The 18,491-nt window shown below is 62.8% G+C and carries 15 protein-coding genes and 4 pseudogenes; 8 read left to right on the top strand and 11 right to left on the bottom strand.

Annotated features, from left to right (window positions below; all coding sequences use genetic code 11):
• Window positions 1-3: 3 nt before the first annotated feature.
• From JFV30_RS08425 to JFV30_RS08400, 6 genes and pseudogenes are all read left to right on the top strand, one after another.
• Window positions 4-1,342, top strand: a pseudogene (locus JFV30_RS08425) (LLM class flavin-dependent oxidoreductase).
• Window positions 1,339-2,255: pseudogene (locus tag JFV30_RS33570) on the top strand (5'/3'-nucleotidase SurE). Before JFV30_RS08425 ends, JFV30_RS33570 begins: the two co-directional pseudogenes overlap by 4 nt.
• Window positions 2,252-3,241 carry an LLM class flavin-dependent oxidoreductase gene (locus tag JFV30_RS08415; RefSeq protein ID WP_201123016.1) on the top strand — a complete coding sequence of 330 codons (990 nt, stop codon included), beginning with the start codon at window positions 2,252-2,254 and terminating at the stop codon, window positions 3,239-3,241. The pseudogene JFV30_RS33570 and the gene JFV30_RS08415 overlap by 4 nt, the downstream one beginning before the upstream one ends.
• Complete coding sequence (locus JFV30_RS08410; protein ID WP_010175214.1) at window positions 3,238-4,224, top strand: LLM class flavin-dependent oxidoreductase; 987 nt, start codon at window positions 3,238-3,240, stop codon at window positions 4,222-4,224. The genes JFV30_RS08415 and JFV30_RS08410 overlap by 4 nt, the downstream gene beginning before the upstream one ends.
• A gap of 32 nt (window positions 4,225-4,256) precedes the next feature.
• Complete coding sequence (locus JFV30_RS08405) at window positions 4,257-5,249, top strand: LLM class flavin-dependent oxidoreductase (protein ID WP_201123014.1); 993 nt, start codon at window positions 4,257-4,259, stop codon at window positions 5,247-5,249.
• Window positions 5,239-6,213: an LLM class flavin-dependent oxidoreductase gene (locus JFV30_RS08400; protein ID WP_242487040.1), complete on the top strand. Its 975-nt coding sequence runs from the start codon at window positions 5,239-5,241 to the stop codon at window positions 6,211-6,213. The genes JFV30_RS08405 and JFV30_RS08400 overlap by 11 nt, the downstream gene beginning before the upstream one ends.
• 1,006 nt (window positions 6,214-7,219) lie before the next feature.
• Here JFV30_RS08400 and JFV30_RS08395 read toward each other — a convergent pair.
• The 8 genes and pseudogenes from JFV30_RS08395 to JFV30_RS08360 all read right to left on the bottom strand — a co-directional run bounded on the left by JFV30_RS08395 (window position 7,220) and on the right by JFV30_RS08360 (window position 12,766).
• Window positions 7,220-8,299, bottom strand: a complete 1,080-nt coding sequence (locus tag JFV30_RS08395; RefSeq protein ID WP_201123012.1) for a sigma-54 interaction domain-containing protein — start codon at window positions 8,297-8,299, stop codon at window positions 7,220-7,222.
• Window positions 8,300-8,398: 99 nt separating this feature from the next.
• On the bottom strand, window positions 8,399-9,064 hold the full coding sequence (locus JFV30_RS08390; RefSeq protein ID WP_010175224.1) for a methionine ABC transporter permease: 666 nt from the start codon (window positions 9,062-9,064) through the stop codon (window positions 8,399-8,401).
• On the bottom strand, window positions 9,061-9,807 hold the full coding sequence (locus JFV30_RS08385; protein ID WP_169387767.1) for a methionine ABC transporter ATP-binding protein: 747 nt from the start codon (window positions 9,805-9,807) through the stop codon (window positions 9,061-9,063). Before JFV30_RS08385 ends, JFV30_RS08390 begins: the two co-directional genes overlap by 4 nt.
• Window positions 9,804-10,598: a MetQ/NlpA family ABC transporter substrate-binding protein gene (locus JFV30_RS08380; protein WP_169387766.1), complete on the bottom strand. Its 795-nt coding sequence runs from the start codon at window positions 10,596-10,598 to the stop codon at window positions 9,804-9,806. Before JFV30_RS08380 ends, JFV30_RS08385 begins: the two co-directional genes overlap by 4 nt.
• Window positions 10,599-10,612: 14 nt before the next feature.
• The gene (locus JFV30_RS08375) at window positions 10,613-11,650 is read right to left on the bottom strand and encodes an isopenicillin N synthase family dioxygenase (RefSeq protein WP_201123010.1); all 1,038 of its coding nucleotides are present in this window, start codon (window positions 11,648-11,650) and stop codon (window positions 10,613-10,615) included.
• An 86-nt stretch (window positions 11,651-11,736) separates the two neighbouring features.
• Window positions 11,737-12,255, bottom strand: a pseudogene (locus tag JFV30_RS08370) (thioredoxin family protein); the annotation flags it as partial.
• A gap of 77 nt (window positions 12,256-12,332) precedes the next feature.
• The gene (locus JFV30_RS08365; protein WP_029616083.1) at window positions 12,333-12,512 is read right to left on the bottom strand and encodes a hypothetical protein; all 180 of its coding nucleotides are present in this window, start codon (window positions 12,510-12,512) and stop codon (window positions 12,333-12,335) included.
• 11 nt (window positions 12,513-12,523) lie between these two features.
• Window positions 12,524-12,766, bottom strand: coding sequence for a DUF2790 domain-containing protein (locus JFV30_RS08360; protein WP_201123006.1), 243 nt, complete (start codon window positions 12,764-12,766; stop codon window positions 12,524-12,526).
• A gap of 216 nt (window positions 12,767-12,982) precedes the next feature.
• On the opposite strand from JFV30_RS08360, the pseudogene JFV30_RS08355 reads away from it, so the two are divergent.
• Together JFV30_RS08355 and JFV30_RS08350 are read left to right on the top strand one after the other, a co-directional pair.
• Window positions 12,983-13,724 (top strand): annotated as a pseudogene (locus JFV30_RS08355) (response regulator).
• Window positions 13,721-15,025, top strand: coding sequence for an ATP-binding protein (locus JFV30_RS08350; protein ID WP_201123004.1), 1,305 nt, complete (start codon window positions 13,721-13,723; stop codon window positions 15,023-15,025). Before JFV30_RS08355 ends, JFV30_RS08350 begins: the two are co-directional and overlap by 4 nt.
• An 845-nt stretch (window positions 15,026-15,870) precedes the next feature.
• Here the strand turns inward: JFV30_RS08350 and urtE are convergent.
• From urtE to urtC, 3 genes are read right to left on the bottom strand one after another with little or no spacing between them, the layout of a single operon-like run.
• Window positions 15,871-16,560 carry an urea ABC transporter ATP-binding subunit UrtE gene (urtE, locus tag JFV30_RS08345; RefSeq protein WP_010175249.1) on the bottom strand — a complete coding sequence of 230 codons (690 nt, stop codon included), beginning with the start codon at window positions 16,558-16,560 and terminating at the stop codon, window positions 15,871-15,873.
• 10 nt (window positions 16,561-16,570) lie between these two features.
• The gene (gene urtD / locus JFV30_RS08340) at window positions 16,571-17,329 is read right to left on the bottom strand and encodes an urea ABC transporter ATP-binding protein UrtD (RefSeq protein WP_003218258.1); all 759 of its coding nucleotides are present in this window, start codon (window positions 17,327-17,329) and stop codon (window positions 16,571-16,573) included.
• Complete coding sequence (gene urtC, locus JFV30_RS08335) at window positions 17,326-18,486, bottom strand: urea ABC transporter permease subunit UrtC (protein WP_201123002.1); 1,161 nt, start codon at window positions 18,484-18,486, stop codon at window positions 17,326-17,328. The genes urtD and urtC overlap by 4 nt, the downstream gene beginning before the upstream one ends.
• Window positions 18,487-18,491: the final 5 nt, after the last annotated feature.

Below are 18,491 nucleotides of genomic sequence, written 5' to 3'. Positions count from 1 at the left end.
TCCATGACCCGACGTACCGATCAACTCAAGCTGGGGGCCTTCCTGGCCAACAGCGGCCACCACGTATCGGCCTGGCGCCACCCGCTGGCACAAGCGGATGCCAGCCTGGATTTCGAGCTGTTCAAGCACATCGCGCAAACCGCCGAACGTGGCAAATTCGACGCCTTGTTCGTCGCAGACGTGGTCGCACTGTGGGGCCATCATCACGATGCACTCAGCCGAACGGCACGGGCCGAACACTTCGAACCCCTCACACTGATGGCCGCTCTCGCCGCCGTCACCACCCACATCGGCCTGATCGCCACCGCCACCACCAGCTACAACGAGCCGTACCACATCGCCCGAAAATTCGCCTCCCTGGATCACTTGTCCAAGGGCCGCGCCGCCTGGAACCTGGTGGACCTCAGTGGTCTCGGATGAAGCCTGGAACTTCGGCCGCGAAATCCATATCGACCACGGCGACCGCTACCAGCGCGCCGAAGAATTCCACGATGTGGTCAAGGGCCTGTGGGACAGCTGGGACGACGACGCCTTCACCCGCGACAAGGCCAGCGGCGAGTACTTCGACCCGGCCAAGCTGCACACCCTGAACCATCGCGGCGAACACTTTTCCGTGCGCGGCCCGCTCAATGTCGCCCGTCCGCCACAGGGCCACCCGGTGCTGGTACAAGCGGGTGCGTCGGAGCCGGGCAAGGCCCTCGCCGCCCGCGTCGCCGAGCTGATTTTTGCGGTCAACCATGACCTGGCCGGCGCCCAGGCGTTCTATCAAGACATCAAGCAACGCGCCGCCGCCTTTGGCCGCGACCCCGACCACGTCAAGATCCTGCCCGGTATCACCCCGTTTATCGGCGAAACCCGCGAACAGGCCCAGGCGCTGTTCGAAGAATTCCAGGCCCTGGTCGACCCGGTGCTGGGCCTGCGTTTCCTGGCCGATACCCTGGGCGATGACATCGACCTGTCGGGCTACGACCTCGACGGCCCGCTGCCGGAAACCCCGGTAGGCCAGCGCGGTAGCCGTCGCGACAAATTGCTGGAACTGGCCCGCAGCCAGAACCTGAGCATCCGCCAGCTGTACCTGCACCTGACCGCCGGCAACCCGGTGATCGGCACCGCCGAAGACATCGCGGACTTCTTCGAGCAGTGGTTCGAAGCCCGTGCCTGTGACGGCTTTAACGTGTTCTTCCCGTACTTCCCGGGCGGAATCGACCTGTTCGTCGAGAAGGTGATTCCGCTGCTGCAACAACGCGGGCTGTTCCGCACCGAATACGAAGGCACCACCCTGCGGGAAAACCTCGGCCTGCCGCGCCCGGCCAACCGCTTTACCCAAGGAGTCAAACCATGAAGCACAGCGCATGGATGCTGGCGCTCGGCAGCCTGGTCGCCTCGAAGGCCTTCGCCCTGAACATCTTGCTGAGCAACGACGACGGCTATCAGCACCCCAACATTCGCGCCCTGTACACCGAGCTCAAGGCCCAGGGGCATACGGTGCGGATTGCCGCGCCGCAAGCCGACCAGAGCGCCCGGGGCGGCGCATTTTTCTTTGGCCGCGAAGTCAGCGTTGGCCATGACGACGACCCGGCCTACCCCGACAGTTACTACATCAGCACCACCGAAAACGGCGTGTGCCAAAGCCCCGAGTGCGCGGGTAAAGACGTGCAGATCGAGATCAGCGGCACGCCGGTGATGGCCTTGCTGATGGGCCTGAAAAAGTCATGCCCCATCCCGACCTGGTGATCGTCGGCCCCAACCCCGGGAATAACCTGAGGGCGATCAACAGCGCCTCCGGCACGTTCAACGTCGCGAGTGTCGCGGTGCAGGCGGGCATTCCGGCGCTGGCGGTCAGCACCGATTTGAAAGAGGCCGACCCACAGCGCGCGGCGCTGCTGGTGGCGAAGCTGGTCAACGCCCTGGACCAGCATCGCCAACCCGACGGCGCGCTCTTGCCCAAGGGCCTGGGCCTGAACATCAACCTGCCAAAAGACCCGCAGATCAAGGGCGTGAAACTCACCCGCATCGGCAGCTACGTGGGCTTTGAAGCGGTGTACACCGACGACCTCAAGCAATTCAAGCTGCCGGGCAAACCCGGCATTGGCTTCCAGTACAGCCCCGCCGCCACCGCCGAGCAACAGAAGCAGGATGAAGCGGTATGGCTGAACAAGGGTTACCTGACCATCAGCCCCTTCAGCGGCCTGCCGGAGTCAATCAATGCCGGGCCCGCGCTGCAAAAACAACTGGCCCGCGAGGTGCAGCCATGAGTTCCCGTTTTTCCCTGGGGTTTCTCAGCCGGGTCTACAGCCCGGGCTTCGATCCCAAGGTCTACCGCGACACGCTGGAATTGTTCAAGGTCGCTGAAGAACTGGGCTTCGACAGTGGCTGGGTGGCGCAACACCACTTCGCCAGCGAGAACGGCCGCCTGCCCTCGCCCCTGGTTCTGCTTGCCGCCATCGCCCAGCGCACCCGCCGGATCAGCCTGGGCACCGGGATTATCGTGCTGCCCCAGGAAGCGCCGCTGCGCCTGGCGGAAGACGCCTCGGTGCTGGACTTGTTGAGCAATGGCCGGCTGGAGCTGGGCCTGGGCGCGGGCTTCGATCCCGAGACCTTTACGGCGTTCGGCCGCGAGCCGCAAGCGCGCCATCGCGACTATGAGCAGCACCTGCAACAGTTGCTCCACGCCCTGGGCAACGCGCCACTGACCGACAGCGGCTCGCGCTTGCTGCCACGGGCCGCCGGCCTCGGGCACCGCCTCTGGGAAGCCACGTCACGGGTGGAACTGGTGGCCGAGCGTGGCCACGGCCTGATCATGGCGCCCAACCCGCACCTGCCGCCCGAAGCCTCGGTGGAGCTGGTCAACCGCTATCGCAACGCCTGGACCGGCGACAACGGCACTGCGCCCCGCGTCGCCCGGGTCCAGGCGCTGATCCCGAACCCGGACGCCGCCACACGCCAGGACATCCAGGCCTACGTGCAGCGCCAGCAAAGCATCGGCGTGTACAAGGCGCCGGTCGACGATGACTTCGACGCCACCCTCAAGCGCCTCGGGATCCTGCACGGCCCCGTCGAACAGATTATCGAGCAGTTGCAGCAAGGCCCGACCCTGACCGCCAACGACCATCTGGTGCTGCAAGTACAGACCGCCAGCACCCCGCTGCGTGATGCGATTCGTGCGCTGGAAATCATCCGCGAACAGATCGCCCCGGCCCTGGGCTGGCAACCCATCCTGCCTCAAGGAACCCTGTCATGAGCTTCAAACTGGGCTTTCTCAGCCACGCCTTTGGCGATGATCCACAGCAGGTCTATCGCGACCTGATCGAACAATTCGAAGTCGCCGAAGCCCTGGGTTTTGACGGTGGCTGGATTGCCCAGCACCACCTGAGCAACGGCTTTGGCCGGCTGCCGTCGCCGCTGGTATTGCTGGCAGCGGTGGCCGAGCGCACCCGGCATATCGAGCTGGGCACCGGGGTGATCGTGCTGCCCTTCGAAGACCCCATCCGCCTGGCGGAAGACGCCAGTGTGCTCGACGCACTGAGCGGCGGCCGAGTGCAATTGGGCCTGGGCAGCGGCGGCGCCAACCTCGACAACTTCAGCGCCTTTGGCCGTGACGCCCTGCAACGCCAGGTCGACTTCAGCGACCACCAGCAGCAGGTCCAGCAGCTACTCGACGGCGAGCCGCTGACGCCCCACACCCCGTTGACCCTGCAACCGCCAGCGACCGGCTTGAGCAGCCGCTTATGGCACTCCCATGGCAGTCTCGAAGGCGCAGCCTACACCGCGAGCCAAGGCAACGGCCTGCTGCTGGGCACCGCCACCCACGACCCGCTGACGGTGCAGAAACCCTTGGCCGATGCCTACCTGAACGCCTGGACCCGCACCGACCGGCCACCGCGTATCGGCGTGGTGCGCGCAATTTTCCCGGCACCCGACCGTGCCAGCGCCCAAGCGGAACTGGCGGTGGATATCGAGCGGCACATCCCGCGCCTGCAACGGGAAGGCTTGATTGACCAAGCCGTGGACCTGCAGGAACACCTGCGCCTGATGAACGTGCACCACGGCCATCCCGACGAAGTGATCGAAAGCCTGCAACGGGACCCGTCGCTGCTGCCCTATGCTGACTACGTGATCGCCGTGGTCCAGGCCGAAAGCTCGACCCAGGCGCAGATCCTCAAGCGCCTGGAAATCATCGCCCGGGACATCGCCCCGGCACTCGGATGGCGAGGACGAGAGTAGGATGATCAAGTCCTTCGAAATGGAGCCCGTACATGCCCCTTGAATTCAGTTGGTTGATGCCCCTCTGCACCCCCGACTGGGCGGCGCGGCCGGGGCAATGGATCCAGCTGGCCCAGGCGGTGGAGTACGCCGGTATCGACGGCCTGTGGATCCCCGGCGGCGCCCTGTGCGCCGACAGCCTCGGTGTGGCGGCGGCACTGTGCGCCCATACCCGGCGGGTACAGTTGTCGGTCAGCGTGCCGCCGGAAGTCATGCTGCCGGCCGCCCTGGCCACCACCCTGCAAAGCCTGCAATCCATCAGCAGCCACCGGGTGCGCCTGCACTTGCCCGACGGAGAACAAGGCAGCCTGCGCAGCGCTTTTGGCGAATGGCTGAACCGCGACCAGCGCAGCGAGCGCATCGGCGAATACCTGGAAATCCTCCAGCAACTGCTGGCCCCGAATGACGGCGGCCTGGATTATCAAGGCCGCTACTTCCAACTGGAAAACGCCGGCGTCGCCCGCCGTGAACTGCCCGCCCCGCCACTGGTGCTGGACGACAGCCAAAGCCACGCGCTGGTGGCCGGGCACGCCCAAGTCTGCCTGTTACGGCCCGGGCATCCGCAGTGGCTGGCCCAGGAAATACAGCGCTGGCGCCAGCTTCAACCGAGCCTGGCCTTTGCCTGTACCTTTGGCCTGATCATCGGCGACAGCGAAGACCTGGCATGGGAAACCGCCGCCGCGCTGCTGCCAACCCAGGACCTGCCCAAACACGGCATCGCCACCGTGCCCCGGGACCGTCACCCGTTGCGCCAGTGGGAGATCCACCCGAACCTGCTGCAACTGCACCCCGGCCAACCGTTGATCCTGGTGGGCACGCCCCGTCAAATCGCCACGCGCCTGCAGGAACTGCACGGCCTGGGCCTGGGCCACATCATCCTGCAAGGCGGCCCGGCGGTCAGCGAAGTGCTGCGTTTCGGGGAACAGATCCTGCCGTTGCTTTTTCAACACGGTTTGCGCAAGGAGCGCCTGCACCATGAACACTGAGGTTCGCCCACCGATCCAGCTCGACTGGTTCCTGCCCACCAACGGCGACGGTCGCCACCTCACCAGCAGTGGCCTGCCCAAGGTCGGGCTGTTCCAGCAAGGCGAACGCGCGCCGACCCTCGACTACCTGCGCCAGATCGTACGGGCCACCGAACAGGCCGGGTTCGACGGGATCATGGTGCCCACCGCCAGTGGCTTCGAAGACCCGTGGCTGATCACCGCCGTGCTGGCCCAGGAAGTGCGGCGGCTGAAATTCCTCCTGACCTTGCGGCCCGGCATGGAACTGCCCGCCTACACGGCTCACCGTGCGGCGACCTTGCAATTGCTCAGCGAGAACCGGCTGGCGCTGCATGTGGTGACCGGGTCCAGCCGCTTTGAGCAGCGTTCGCTGGGGGATTTTCTTGAGCATGATGAGCGTTATGCGCGGACTGCCGAATTCTTGCAGGTGTTCCAGGCGGTGTGGGCTGGCAAGCAGCCGACGCATCCGGGGCGGTATTACCGCAGCGGCATCAACACGCCGGTGGCATCGGGGGCCGAGGTGCCGGCGATCTATTTTGGCGGGGCCTCCGAGGCGGCCGAGCAGGTGGGAGCGGCCCATGGGCAGACGTACCTGATGTGGTGTGAGCCGCCGGCGATGATTGCCGAGCGGGTGGTGCGGATGCGCGAGTTGGCCGCGTTGCAGGGGCGGACCTTGCGCTTTGGGTTGCGCTTGCACATCTTTGCTGATCGCACCGACGAGGCGGCCTGGGCGCATGTGGAGCGGCTGTTGGAGGAGATACCCAAGGACGCCATTGACCAGGCGCAACGGCAAATGGCCAAGTACGAATCGGTGGGGCAGAGTCGCCAGACCGAGTTGATGAAAGGCCGTGGGCGTGGGGCGCGGGAGTTGGAGGTTTCGGCCAACCTCTGGGCCGGGGTGGGCCTGGTACGTGGGGGCTGGTACCGCGCTGGTGGGGAGTTATGAGCGGGTGGCGGAGCGGATCGAGGAGTATCACCAGCTGGGGGTGGACAGCTTTATTTTGTCCGGGTTTCCGCATTTGGAAGAGTCGATACACGTGGGGGCCGAGGTGTTGCCCCTGTTGCGCAGGATAGGTACTTCGGCGCGGGGTGTTGAGGTGGGCCGGGGTGAGTACATATCCGTTTCTTCGGTAACGGCTGCTATGGGTTCCGCTCTTACAGCGGCTCACTTTTGAAAAGCGCAAAAGTAAGCAAAACGCTCTTGCCCCACCACTCGGCACCTCGCTAATGCTCGGTGTGCCCTCACTCCGGTACTACTCCGCGGGCCGCCGCGACGGGGCGTCCCTGCCCCGTCGCGGCTAAACCGGCGTCCTGCCGGTTTACCCGCTCCGTACTACCTGCGTTCGGCCAGCGTGGTTTAACGGGGCGCCTAAGATCAAGATCAAAAGCAGATCAACAGCACAGCGGCCTACAGGCCGGCTTGAGTGGTGTGAAGCAAAGGCAAAATCAAAATCTAAAGCGGCCACGATCCCCTGTAGGAGCTGGCTTGCCGGCGATGGTCGCTAACGATGACGCGGGCATACTGATTCAACGCGGCGCTCTCAGGTTTTTCGCCGGCAAGCCGGCTCCTACAGAAAAGCAGAGCTGCATCCGTTTCAGATTTGGTTTTCGCTTTTGATCTGGCTTCTACCACTCAAGCCGGCCTGTAGGCCGCTGTGCTTTGGCTTTTGATCTTGATCTGGCTCTGACTGCCCCAATAAGCCCGAGGCCGAACGCAGGGATTGAGGAGCGGGTAAACCGGCAGGACGCCGGTTTAGCCGCGACGGGGCAGGGACGCCCCGTCGCGGCGGCCCGCGGAGCAATGCCGGAGTGAGGGAACACCGAGCCTAGGCGAGGTGCCGACAGGCGGGGCAGAGCCCTTTGGTTACTTTGGGGCTTTTCCAAAGTGACTCGCTGTAAGAGCGAAACCATAGGCAGCCGTTACCTAAACAACGGATATGTACACCAAAAAATCAGGGCTTCCCCCGCCCCTTGAGCATCCCGTGATTCACCAAAAGCGTCCGCATGGCATTACGCGTAACCCCCAACAACTCCGCCGTACGCAACTGATTAAACCCACAAAACCCAAACGCCTCCCGCACGATCAAATCCTCAATATCGTGCAACAACGAATCCCCAGGCACCTCGAACAACCGCAGCAACTGCTCACGCACCACCTCCTGGGGAATCCTCGGCGCCCCGCTGTTAACGCTGGCATGCATCGCACTCAACCCCGCAGAAAACTTCAGGTGCGAGGGCATGATCGGCTTATCCCCAGCCACCAAAAGCGCCAGGTGCACCACATTCTCCAGCTCACGAATATTCCCCGGCCACGGATAATCCAGCAGCGCCTGAGTCGCCGACTCCGACAACATCGGCTCGGCGATTTTCAACTTGGCACTGTAGAGCCGACGAAAGTGCTCAACCAGTGGCAGAATATCCAGCGGCCGCTCACGCAACGGCAACACCTGCACCGGCGCAACGTTGATGCGATAGAACAAATCGAGACGGAAGTTACCCGCCTCCACCGCCTGCTCCAGGTCGATGTTGGTGGCGGTTACCAGGCGGATATTGATCTTGATCGGCTTGCGCGACCCCACCCGCACCACTTCCTGCTCCTGCAACACCCGCAGCAGTTTCACCTGCAAGGGCAGCGGCAAGTCACCGATTTCGTCGAGAAATAACGTGCCCCCGTCGGCCTCTTCAAACCAGCCGATCCGCCGCCCCGAGGCCCCGGAAAACGAACCGGCCTCATGCCCGAAAAACTCGCTCTCGGCGAGGTTCTCACTGATGGCCCCGCAGTTCACCGGCACAAACGCACCCGTGCGACCGCTGGCACTGTGGATGTAGCGCGCCACCAGTTCCTTGCCGGTGCCGGTCTCGCCATTGATCAACACCGGCGCTTCGCTGGGGCCGACACGCTGCAAATACTCAAGCAGTTGCAGCGAACGCGGGTCGGCAAAGACCAACGCCTTGGCGCGAATCGACAGCGGGTCTTTTTCGCCTTGGGGCAAAGTCAGGATCGGCGTGGGATGCCCGTGGGGACGGTTCATGAAGAGTATTTCCCGGCGACGAGGTGAAGGTACGAAGGGGAACTTTACTCAGTCGCACATATAACTAGAAATATTAAAAATTCATTAGTACATAACCGTTTAGCGACGATGCGCCAGCGACCTCACGCAACGATCCCCCAGGCTTTGCACGCCCTGAACCAGCACCACCAACACGATCACCGTCACCACCATGATCTGGTTGTTGAAACGCTGGTACCCATAACGAATCGCCAGGTCGCCCAGGCCACCGCCACCAATCACGCCGGCCATGGAGGAAAAACCGATCAGCATCACCAGGGTCAGGGTCAACCCGGCGAGCAACGCGGGCAGTGCTTCCGGCAACAGCACCTTGAGGATCACGTGCCGAATATCCCCGCCCATGGCGACGATGGCTTCGATGCGCCCCTTGTCCACTTCATCCAACGCGTTTTCGACGATGCGCGCAAAGAACGGAAAAGCGCCAATCGTGATCGGCACCACGGCGGCAGTGCTGCCCAGGGTGGTGCCAACGATCAGTCGGGTCAGCGGAATCAAGGCAATCAGCATCACCACAAAAGGCAATGAGCGCCCCAGGTTAACCACCGCCCCCAGCACGCGATTCAGACGCGGCAGCGGGAACAACCCACCGCGACGGCTGATAAACAGCAGCACGCCGAGAGGTAAGCCGATCAGCAAGGTGAATACCGCCGCCAGCAGCACCATGTACAGGGTTTCAGCCGTGGCCGTGAGCAGCAATTGCAGGATGTCGTTCCAGTCGGTTTTCATACCGCCCTCACCGCTGGCAGGTTGGGGGCCAGTGAGCGGCCCAGGCTTGAGGCGGGATCGGCCTGCAATTGAATCAGGCTGCCGCTTTCCACCACGCGCCCATTGGCCAGGGACACCGCGCTGTCGCAGATGGCCTTGACCACTTCCAGCTCGTGGGTGATCAACACGATGGTCACCCCCAGTTGCCGATTGATGCTGCGCAGCAGTTCCAGGATCGACGCGGTGGTTTCCGGGTCGAGGGCGCTGGTGGCTTCGTCCGACAGCAAATAATCCGGGCGCGCCGCCAGTGCCCGGGCGATGCCCACGCGCTGCTTCTGCCCGCCGGACAGTTGCGAAGGAAACGCCTGGGCCTTGTCACTCAGGCCCACCAGTTCCAGCAGCTCCTTGACCCGGGCGATGCGTTCAGCCTTGGGCTGGCCGGCAATTTCCAGGGGCACCGCCACGTTGTCGGCGACGTTGCGTGAATGCAGCAGGTTGAACCCCTGGAAGATCATGCCGATGCGCTGGCGTTGCTGGCGCAGCTGCTTGTCGCTGAGCAGCGTCAGGTCCTGGCCGTCCATGAGGATGCGCCCGGAGGTCGGGCGCTCCAGCAGGTTCAGGCAGCGCAGCAAGGTACTTTTGCCCGCCCCGCTACGTCCCACGATCCCGAAGATCGAACCGTCGGCAATCTGCAACGACACCTTGTCCAGCGCCGCCGGCTGCCCGTCGGCGTAGGTCTTGCTGACCTGCTCGACGACGATCATTCGACCGCTACCGGAATCACCGAGCCTGAATATTTCTCGGTGATGAACGCGGCCACCTCCGGCGAATTCAGGTCCTTGGCCAGTTGTTTGATCCGTGGGTCGTCCTGCAATTTCGGTGTGGTCACGAGGATATTGGCGTAGGGATTGCCCTGGGCTTTTTCCAGGCCAAGGGCATCCTTGGCCGGCGACAAACCGGCTTCCAGCGCGTAGTTGCCGTTGATCACGGCGAGGTCGACGTCATCCAGGGCGCGAGGGATCTGTGGCGATTCGATTTCGAGGATCTTCAGGTGCTTGGGGTTCTCGGCGATGTCCTTGGGCGTTGCCTGGTCCTTGGCCGGGTCGTTGAAGCCGGGCTTGAGCGTGATCAGGCCGTTGGCTTGCAGCAGGTACAGCGCACGGCTAAGGTTGGTGACGTTGTTGGGCACGGCCACGGTGCCTTTGTCCGGCACCTGGGCAAAGCTGGTATGGCGATGGGAATAAATGCCGAGCGGCTCGATGTGCACGGTGGCCGCCACTGCAAATTTCTGGCCGAGGGCCTGTTCCTGGGAGTGCAGGTACGGCAGGTGCTGGAAGTAGTTGGCGTCGACATCCCCGTGAGCCAACAGCTCGTTGGAGTTCACGCCGTTGGGGATCTCGATGATTTTCAGCTGCAACTGCGGGTCAAGTTTCTGCACGTATTCGAGGATTTGCGCGTGGGGAATCGGGTCGGCCGCCACACGCAGGGCCTCGGCGGCCTGGGCGTCGAACGACGCAATCAGTACGGCCAGGGCCAGGGCTGTTTTCTTGAGCATGGTGATGTTCCTTATCAGGCGGACAGGGCTTGGGGAATCGTGGCGTCGGCGTAAAAACGCTGGGCGACATCCGGGTGGGAACGCAGGCGGCCCTTGAGGTAGTTCCAGCCGACGTCCCGCAGCAGCGGGTTACGCGGGTCGCTGGTGGGGCCGTGGGCATCGCGCAGCAACTCGGGCGGCAACTGATACACCGGCACCACCGCGTCCAGTTGCGCACCGAGGAAAAACGCCAGGGACAGGCGCTCGCTGCCCAACGGCGGCGATTCGACCCGGTGCACCGTGGCGCGCAGGTAGCCGTTGGTGGCCAGTTCCAGCAATTCGCCGATGTTCACCACCAGGGTGTCGGGGCGCGGCGAGGCGTCGATCCAGCGTCCCTCCTCCACTTCCACTTGCAGGCCGGCTTGCTGGTCCTGCAGCAGGAAGCTGAGAAACCCCGAATCCTTGTGGGCACCCACGCCCTGGCGACTTTGCCGGGCATGCCGGCCGGGGTAGCGGATCAGCTTGATGTGCTCGTTGGGCTTGTCGCCGTACAGCGGGTCGAAGGCGTTTTCCGGCAGCGACAAGGCCTGGGCAAAGGCCCGTAGCAGGCGCAACGACATCTGCGTCATCGCCTGCTGCCAGGCCAGCAACAAGGGCTTGAGCTCGGGCAACGCAGCGGGCCATTGGTTGGGGCCTTGCAGGCGCGACCAGGCCGGTGAGTTCGGGCCTTGTTGCAACGGCTCGCGCTCGGCGCCGAGGTCGAACTGTTCACGCAGGTCCGGCTGCCCACGGGTGATCTCCGAGGCGGCGCGGTTATAGCCGCGAAAGTGCGGGGAATTGATCATGCCGACGGCGAGTTTTTCGGCCTCCGGCAAGGCGAAGAACTGCCGCGCCTGCTGCTGCACCCGAGTGAGCAAATCGGCGTCAATGCCATGGCCGGTGAGGTAGAAAAAACCGATATGCCGCGCCGCGTGGCGCAGGTCATCGAGAAACTGCCCGCGCTGGGCCGGCGTGCCGTCGAGCAGCGCCAGGTCCAGCAAGGGCAAGGTATGGATTGCCAGCGGGTGCGACATCGGTAGCTCACTCCATGAACATAGTGGTGGAGTGGCGAAGCTAAACGATCTAAAAACCCGACAATAAATACCTTTTTGGCATTAGCTTAGGTGGGTGCGTTCGCCGCCCTGGCTTCTTCCAGCAACGCCTGGATGACTTTCTCCTGGTTGTCGTAGCGGCCCTCGCCGAAATGGCTGTAGCGCACTTTGCCGGTAGCGTCGAAGAAGTAATGGGCCGGCCAGTACTGGTTATCGAAGGCGCGCCAGATCCGGTAATCGTTGTCGATGGCCACCGGGTACTGGATGCCCAGTTTCCTGACCTGGGTACGCACGTTATCCAGGACTTTCTCGTAGGCGTTTTCGGGGGTGTGCACACCGATCACCACCAGCCCGTCCTTGGCGTACTTCTTCGCCCACTGATTGACATACGGCAGGCTGCGCTGGCAGTTGACGCAGTCGTAGGTCCAGAAATCCACCAGCACCACCTTGCCCTTCAAGCCCTCGGCCGTCAGCGGTGGCGAGTTGAGCCACGCCACGGCGCCGTCCAGGGACGGCATGCGCTCTTCGGATTGGCTGAAGCTTTCGGCGTCGACGTTGTTGATCAGGTAGTTGACCGCCTTGGGCACGCCGACCAGGGCAACCACCAGTGCCAACAGGAGCAGGCCTTTTGAGCGGCGCAGGTATCGGATGAAGTTCATGGGTGTCACCTCGTGGCCGGGGGTGTTTCGTCGCGTTTGCGACCCGCGCCGTTTTGCGCCAGCGGCGTATTCTGGAAGCAGGTTTCACTGCCGGTGAGTTTTTTGGCGGTGGCGGCATTCACATCCGCCGCCACACCCGCCATGGAAAACGCCAGGGCGCTGAGAAAGCTGTTGAGTGGGTTCATGGCCGGTCTCCTCAGCTGCCTTCAAGGCAGTTGCTGGCAAATTTTCGGTAGTCGAGTACGTGGCGCTGGCCCTCGGAATCGAGGTAGGTCAGGTGCGAGTTGACGATGCCGCACAGGGCGCCGCCGGCCTCTTCGGAGATCGACACCACCTGGTGGATGTCCGGCTGGCTGGCGGTGGTTTCGGCATGGGCGGCAACGCTCAGGCCAGTGAGTGCGGCAAACAGGCAGGCGGCATAGGTAGCTTTGAGATTCATGGGCGGTTCCCCGGGGGTTCAAGTGAGCCGAGGCGGATTACCTCGATGGGCTCATTTGAACCTTGCGAGGTATCCGGATTGTGTCGGCCAAGCCCGGATTTTTGCGTCGACGTGTATCTCGTCACCGCCAGATACACTGCAATACAAAGGGCACAAGGCAAGCCCGCCGGCAGTGGCTAGACTGCGCATCAATGACTATTCAACGAGGAAGGCAGCATGGATCACGTCGATCACATTCTGATTGTCGATGACGATCGGGAGATCCGCGAACTGGTGGGCAACTACCTGAAAAAGAACGGCCTGCGTACCACCGTGGTGGCTGACGGCCGGCAGATGCGCAGCTTCCTGGACACCACGCCCGTGGACCTGATCGTGCTGGACATCATGATGCCCGGCGACGACGGCTTGCAGCTGTGCCGCGAACTGCGGGTGGGCAAGCACAAGGCCACGCCGATCCTGATGCTCACCGCGCGCAACGACGAAACCGACCGCATCATCGGCCTCGAAATGGGCGCCGACGACTACTCTGGTCAAGCCCTTCGCTGCCCGTGAACTGCTGGCCCGCATCAACGCCGTGCTGCGGCGCACCCGGATGCTGCCGCCGAACCTGGTGGTGACGGAAAGCGGCCGGCTGATCCGCTTTGGCCGTTGGCGCCTGGACACCACCGCCCGCCATCTGCTGGACGAAGACGACACCCTGGTGGCCTTGAGCGGCGCCGAATACCGCCTGCTGCGAGTGTTTCTCGACCACCCGCAACGGGTGCTCAACCGCGACCAGTTGCTGAACCTGACCCAGGGCCGGGACGCGGACCTGTTCGACCGTTCCATCGACCTGCTGGTCAGCCGTTTGCGCCAGCGCCTGCTGGATGACGCCCGCGAGCCGGCCTACATCAAGACCGTGCGCAGCGAAGGCTATGTGTTCTCCCTGGCGGTGGAAATCCTCGGGGACTCGGCATGACCCTTTCGTTTCGCTGGCCGCGCACCCTGGCGGCGCAACTGTCGGTGATTTTCATCGTCAGCCTGCTGTGCGCCAACGCCCTGTCGTTCAGCGCGCAGTTCTATGAGCGCTACATGAGCGCCCGCAGCGTGATGCTGGGCAACCTGGAGAACGACGTATCCACGTCCATCGCGATCCTCGACCGCCTGCCCGCCGCCGAGCGCGCCAGTTGGCTGCCGCGCCTCGACCGCAACGCCTACCGCTACCTGCTGAATGCCGGCGAACCCGGCGAGCCGATGGCCAGCGACGACGTGCCCATGGCCGCGACCTCGATTTCCGATGCGTTGGGCGAGCATTACCCGCTGACCTTTCGCGACATCCCGGGCCTGCAAAAACACTTCCAGGCGCACCTGACCCTGGCCGATGGCAGCCCGGTCACCATTGACGTCTACCCCAAGCCGATCCCGTTTGCCTTCTGGTTGCCGGTGGTGCTGGTGCTGCAGTTGCTGGTGCTGTTGGTCTGCACCTGGATCGCCGTGCGCATCGCCATCCGCCCGCTGACACGCCTGGCACGGGCGGTGGAAACCCTTGACCCGAATGCGCACCCTACGCCACTGGACGAAACCGGCCCCACCGAAGTGGCGCATGCGGCGGCGGCGTTCAACGAAATGCAAAAACGGATTGCCGAGTACCTCAAGGAGCGCATGCAGATTCTGGCGGCGATCTCCCACGACTTGCAGACGCCGATCACCCGCATGAAATTGCGTGCCGAGTTCATGGAAGACTCGGTAGACCGGGAAAAGCTCTGGAGCGACCTGGGGGAAATGGAGCACCTGGTGCGCGAAGGCGTGGCCTATGCCCGCAGCGTGCATGGCGCGACCGAAGCCAGCCACCGGATCAACCTCGACGCGTTTCTCGACAGCCTGGTGTTTGATTACCAGGACATGAACAAGCAAGTCAGCCTGACCGGCAAAAGCGCAGTGGTGCTGGATACCCGGCCCCATGCGTTGCGCCGGGTGTTGGTGAACCTGGTGGACAACGCACTGAAATTTGCCGGGGCGGCGCAGATGGAGGTGGGTTCGACGTCGTCCGGGGAGCTGTCGATCAAAGTACTGGATCGGGGCCCGGGGATTGCCGAGGATGAACTGGTGCAGGTGATGCAGCCGTTTTACCGGGTGGAGAGCTCGCGCAATCGCGGCACGGGGGGCACCGGGCTGGGGCTGGCGATCGCCCAGCAACTGGCTGTGGCGATTGGCGGGGAGTTGACCCTGAGCAATCGGGATGGCGGAGGGTTGTGTGCCGAGGTTCGGCTGGTGCTGTGACGGGCTGTGTGTGTATCCGTTATTTGGGTGATGGCTGATATCGGTTCCGCTCTTACAGCGGGTCACTTTTGAAAGGAGCCCAAAAGTAACCAAAAGGCTCTTGCCCCACCACTCGGCACCTCGCTCAGGCTCGGTGTGCCCGCACTCCGGCATTACTCCGCGGGCCGCCGCGACGGGGCGTCCCTGCCCCGTCGCGGCTAAACCGGCGTCCTGCCGGTTTACCCGCTCCGTACCACCTGCGTTCGGCCAGCGTGGTTTAACGGGGCGCCTAAGATCAAGATCAAAAGCAGATCAACAGCACAGCGGCCTACAGGCCGGCTTGAGTGGTGTGAAGCAAAGGCAAAATCAAAATCAAAATCTAAAGCGGGCACGGTCCCCTGTAGGAGCTGGCTTGCCGGCGATGGTCGCTAACGATGACGCGGGCATACTGATTCAACGCGGCGCTCTCAGGTTTTTCGCCGGCAAGCCGGCTCCTACAGAAAAGCAGCTCTGCTTTCGCCTTGGCTTTTGCTCTGGCTTCTACCACTCAAGCCGGCCTGTAGGCCGCTGTGCTCTTGCTTTTGATTTTGATCTGGCTCTGACTGCCCCAATAAGCCCGAGGCCGAACGCAGGTGGTGCGGAGCGGGTAAACCGGCAGGACGCCGGTTTAGCCGCGCTGGGCCAAGGATGGCCCATCGCGGCGGCCCGCGGAGCAGCGCCGGAGTGAGGGAACGCCGAGCCACAGCGAGGCGCCGACAGGCGGGGCAGAGCCCTTTGCTTACTTTGGGGCTTTTCCAAAGTGAGTCGCTGTAAGAGCGAAACCATAAGCAGCCGTTACCCAAATAACGGATATGCACCCCGCCAAATCACACCGACAAATACCGACTGATAGTCGCCTCATCCACCCGATCCCGGGTTTCCTCAATCACAAACCTCCCCTTCTCAATCACCAAAAACCGATCAGCAATTTCCAACGTAAACGACAACACCTGCTCAGAAACAACAATCGTCAAATCCCGCAAATTGCGAATCTCCTTAAGCGTACGAGCAATGTCCTTGATGATCGAAGGCTGGATCCCCTCAGTCGGCTCATCCAGCAACAACACCTTCGGATTGGTCGCCAACGCCCGGGCAATCGCCAACTGCTGTTGCTGCCCCCCAGACAAATTCCCACCCTTGCGCGAACGCATGTCATACAGCACCGGAAACAACGCATACAAATCCTCAGGCACCCTGCCCCGAGCCGAAGCCGGCAACCCGGTCTGAATATTCTCCAACACACTCATGCTGGGAAAAATCATCCGCCCCTGGGGCACATAGGCAATCCCCCGCTCCACCCGCTCATGGGTTTCAAGCTTCGACACATCATGCCCATCCACACTCACCTGCCCCTGCCACTGCGGCAGAATACCCATCAGGCTCTTGAACAACGTGGTCTTGCCCATCCCGTTACGCCCCATCACCGCGACGATCTCACGCTTGGCCACGTTCAGCTCCAGGTCGTGAAGAATCTGGCTCTGCCCGTACCCGCACGACAGTTTGTCGATCTTGAACATGCCCGACTCCTCAGTGGCCCAAATACACTTCAATGACTTTCGGATTGCTCTGCACCGACTCCATGCTGCCCTCGGCCAGCACTTTGCCCTGGTGCAGCACCGTGACCTTGTGGGCGATGCTTTTGACGAACTCCATGTCGTGCTCGATCACCAGCACAGAGCGGCCCTGGCTGATGCGCTTGAGCAACTCGGCGGTTTGCGCCCGCTCGTTGACGCTCATGCCGGCCACCGGCTCGTCGAGCATCAACAATTCGGGGTCTTGCATCAGCAGCATGCCGATCTCCAGCCACTGTTTTTGCCCGTGGGACAGCAGGTCGGCCTGCTGTTGCAACAAGTCGCCGAGGAAGATTTCCCGGGCCACTTCCTCGACCCGCGCGATCACCTGGGCGTTGCGCTTGAAAAACAGCGCGCCCCACACCTTGCGCCCGGCCGGATACGACATTTCAAGGTTTTCAAACACCGTCAGGTTTTCGTAGATCGACGGGTTCTGGAACTTGCGCCCCACGCCCGCACGCACAATGTTGTATTCGCGCATTTTGGTCAGTTCCTGGCCGTCGAACTGGATGCTGCCGCTGGTGGCGCGGGTCTTGCCGCAGATCAGGTCCAGTACCGTGGTTTTGCCGGCGCCGTTGGGGCCGATCACCACCCGCACTTCATTGCGGTCGATATACAGGTTGAGGTTGTCGACGGCCTTGAAGCCGTCGAATGACACAGTGAGGCCTTCGATGGCCAACACCGGTTTTTTCATTTCAAAACCGACGGCGGTCATGGCTGTGTCTCCAGGATCTTGGCTTCAGCCTTGGGCTTGATCTTCGCCGGTTCGACGTTTACCACCGGTGGGCGGCGCAGCAGTCTGGCCAAGGCCTGGCGACCATGGCTGTCCCACAGCCCGGCCAGGCCGTTGGGGAAGTACATGACCACGGCGATAAACAGCCCGCCCATCAGGTACAGCCACAGTTCGGGGAAGGATTCGGAAAAGTAGGTCTTGCCGTAGTTCACCAGCAACGCGCCGTACACCGCCCCCAGCAGCGACATGCGCCCGCCGACCGCGGCAAAAATCACCATTTCGATCGACGGCACGATGCCCACGAACGACGGCGACATAAAGCCCACCTGCAAGGCAAACATCGCGCCGCCAATCGCCGAGAACGCCGCCGCCACGCAGAACACGAAAATCTTGAAGCTGGCCACGTCATACCCGGAAAACCGCACGCGCTCTTCCTTGTCGCGCATGGCCATCAACAGCCGGCCAAGCTTCGAGGCGAGGATGAAGCGGCCGATGAAAATGCAGCCAAACAGCAGGCCGGCGTTGATGAAGTACAGGATCATCTTCGCCCCGTCACCGCGCAGGTCCCAGCCCAGCAGGGTCTTGAGGTCGGTGATGCCGTTGACGCCACCGGTGAGGCCTTGCTGGCCGACGATCAGCACCGTGAGGATCAGTGCAATCGCCTGGGTGACGATGGAGAAATACACATCGCCCACCCGCCGCTTGAACAGCGCCATGCCGATGATGAATGCCAGCAGCACCGGCACGGCGATCACCGCAAACAGGGTGAACGAGAAACTGTGGAACGGTTGCCAGAGCCACGGCAGCTGGGTGATCTGGTTCCAGTCCATGAAGTCCGGTATGCCCGGGGTGGACTGGATCTTGGTGCTCTCGGGGTCCGAGGCCTCAAGCTTCAGGAACATCGCCATGCAATAGCCGCCGACGCCGAAAAACACGCCCTGCCCAAGGCTGAGAATCCCGCCATAACCCCAGCACAGCACCAGGCCCACCGCGACGAACGCGTAGGTCAGGTACTTGCCGACCATGTTCAGCCGGAACGCGTCCAGGGTCAGCGGGAACACCACGAGGATCAACACCGCCAGCAGCACGATGCCGATCAGGTTTTGCTGGCCGCCCAGCAGCTTGTCTAAAGCCTTCATCGGTT

It is taken from the genome of Pseudomonas sp. TH32 (assembly GCF_016650855.1).
Taxonomy (GTDB): Bacteria; Pseudomonadota; Gammaproteobacteria; order Pseudomonadales; family Pseudomonadaceae; genus Aquipseudomonas.
The sequence above is the reverse complement of the archived record's forward strand: the minus strand, read 5'-3'. Positions and strand labels throughout refer to the sequence as shown.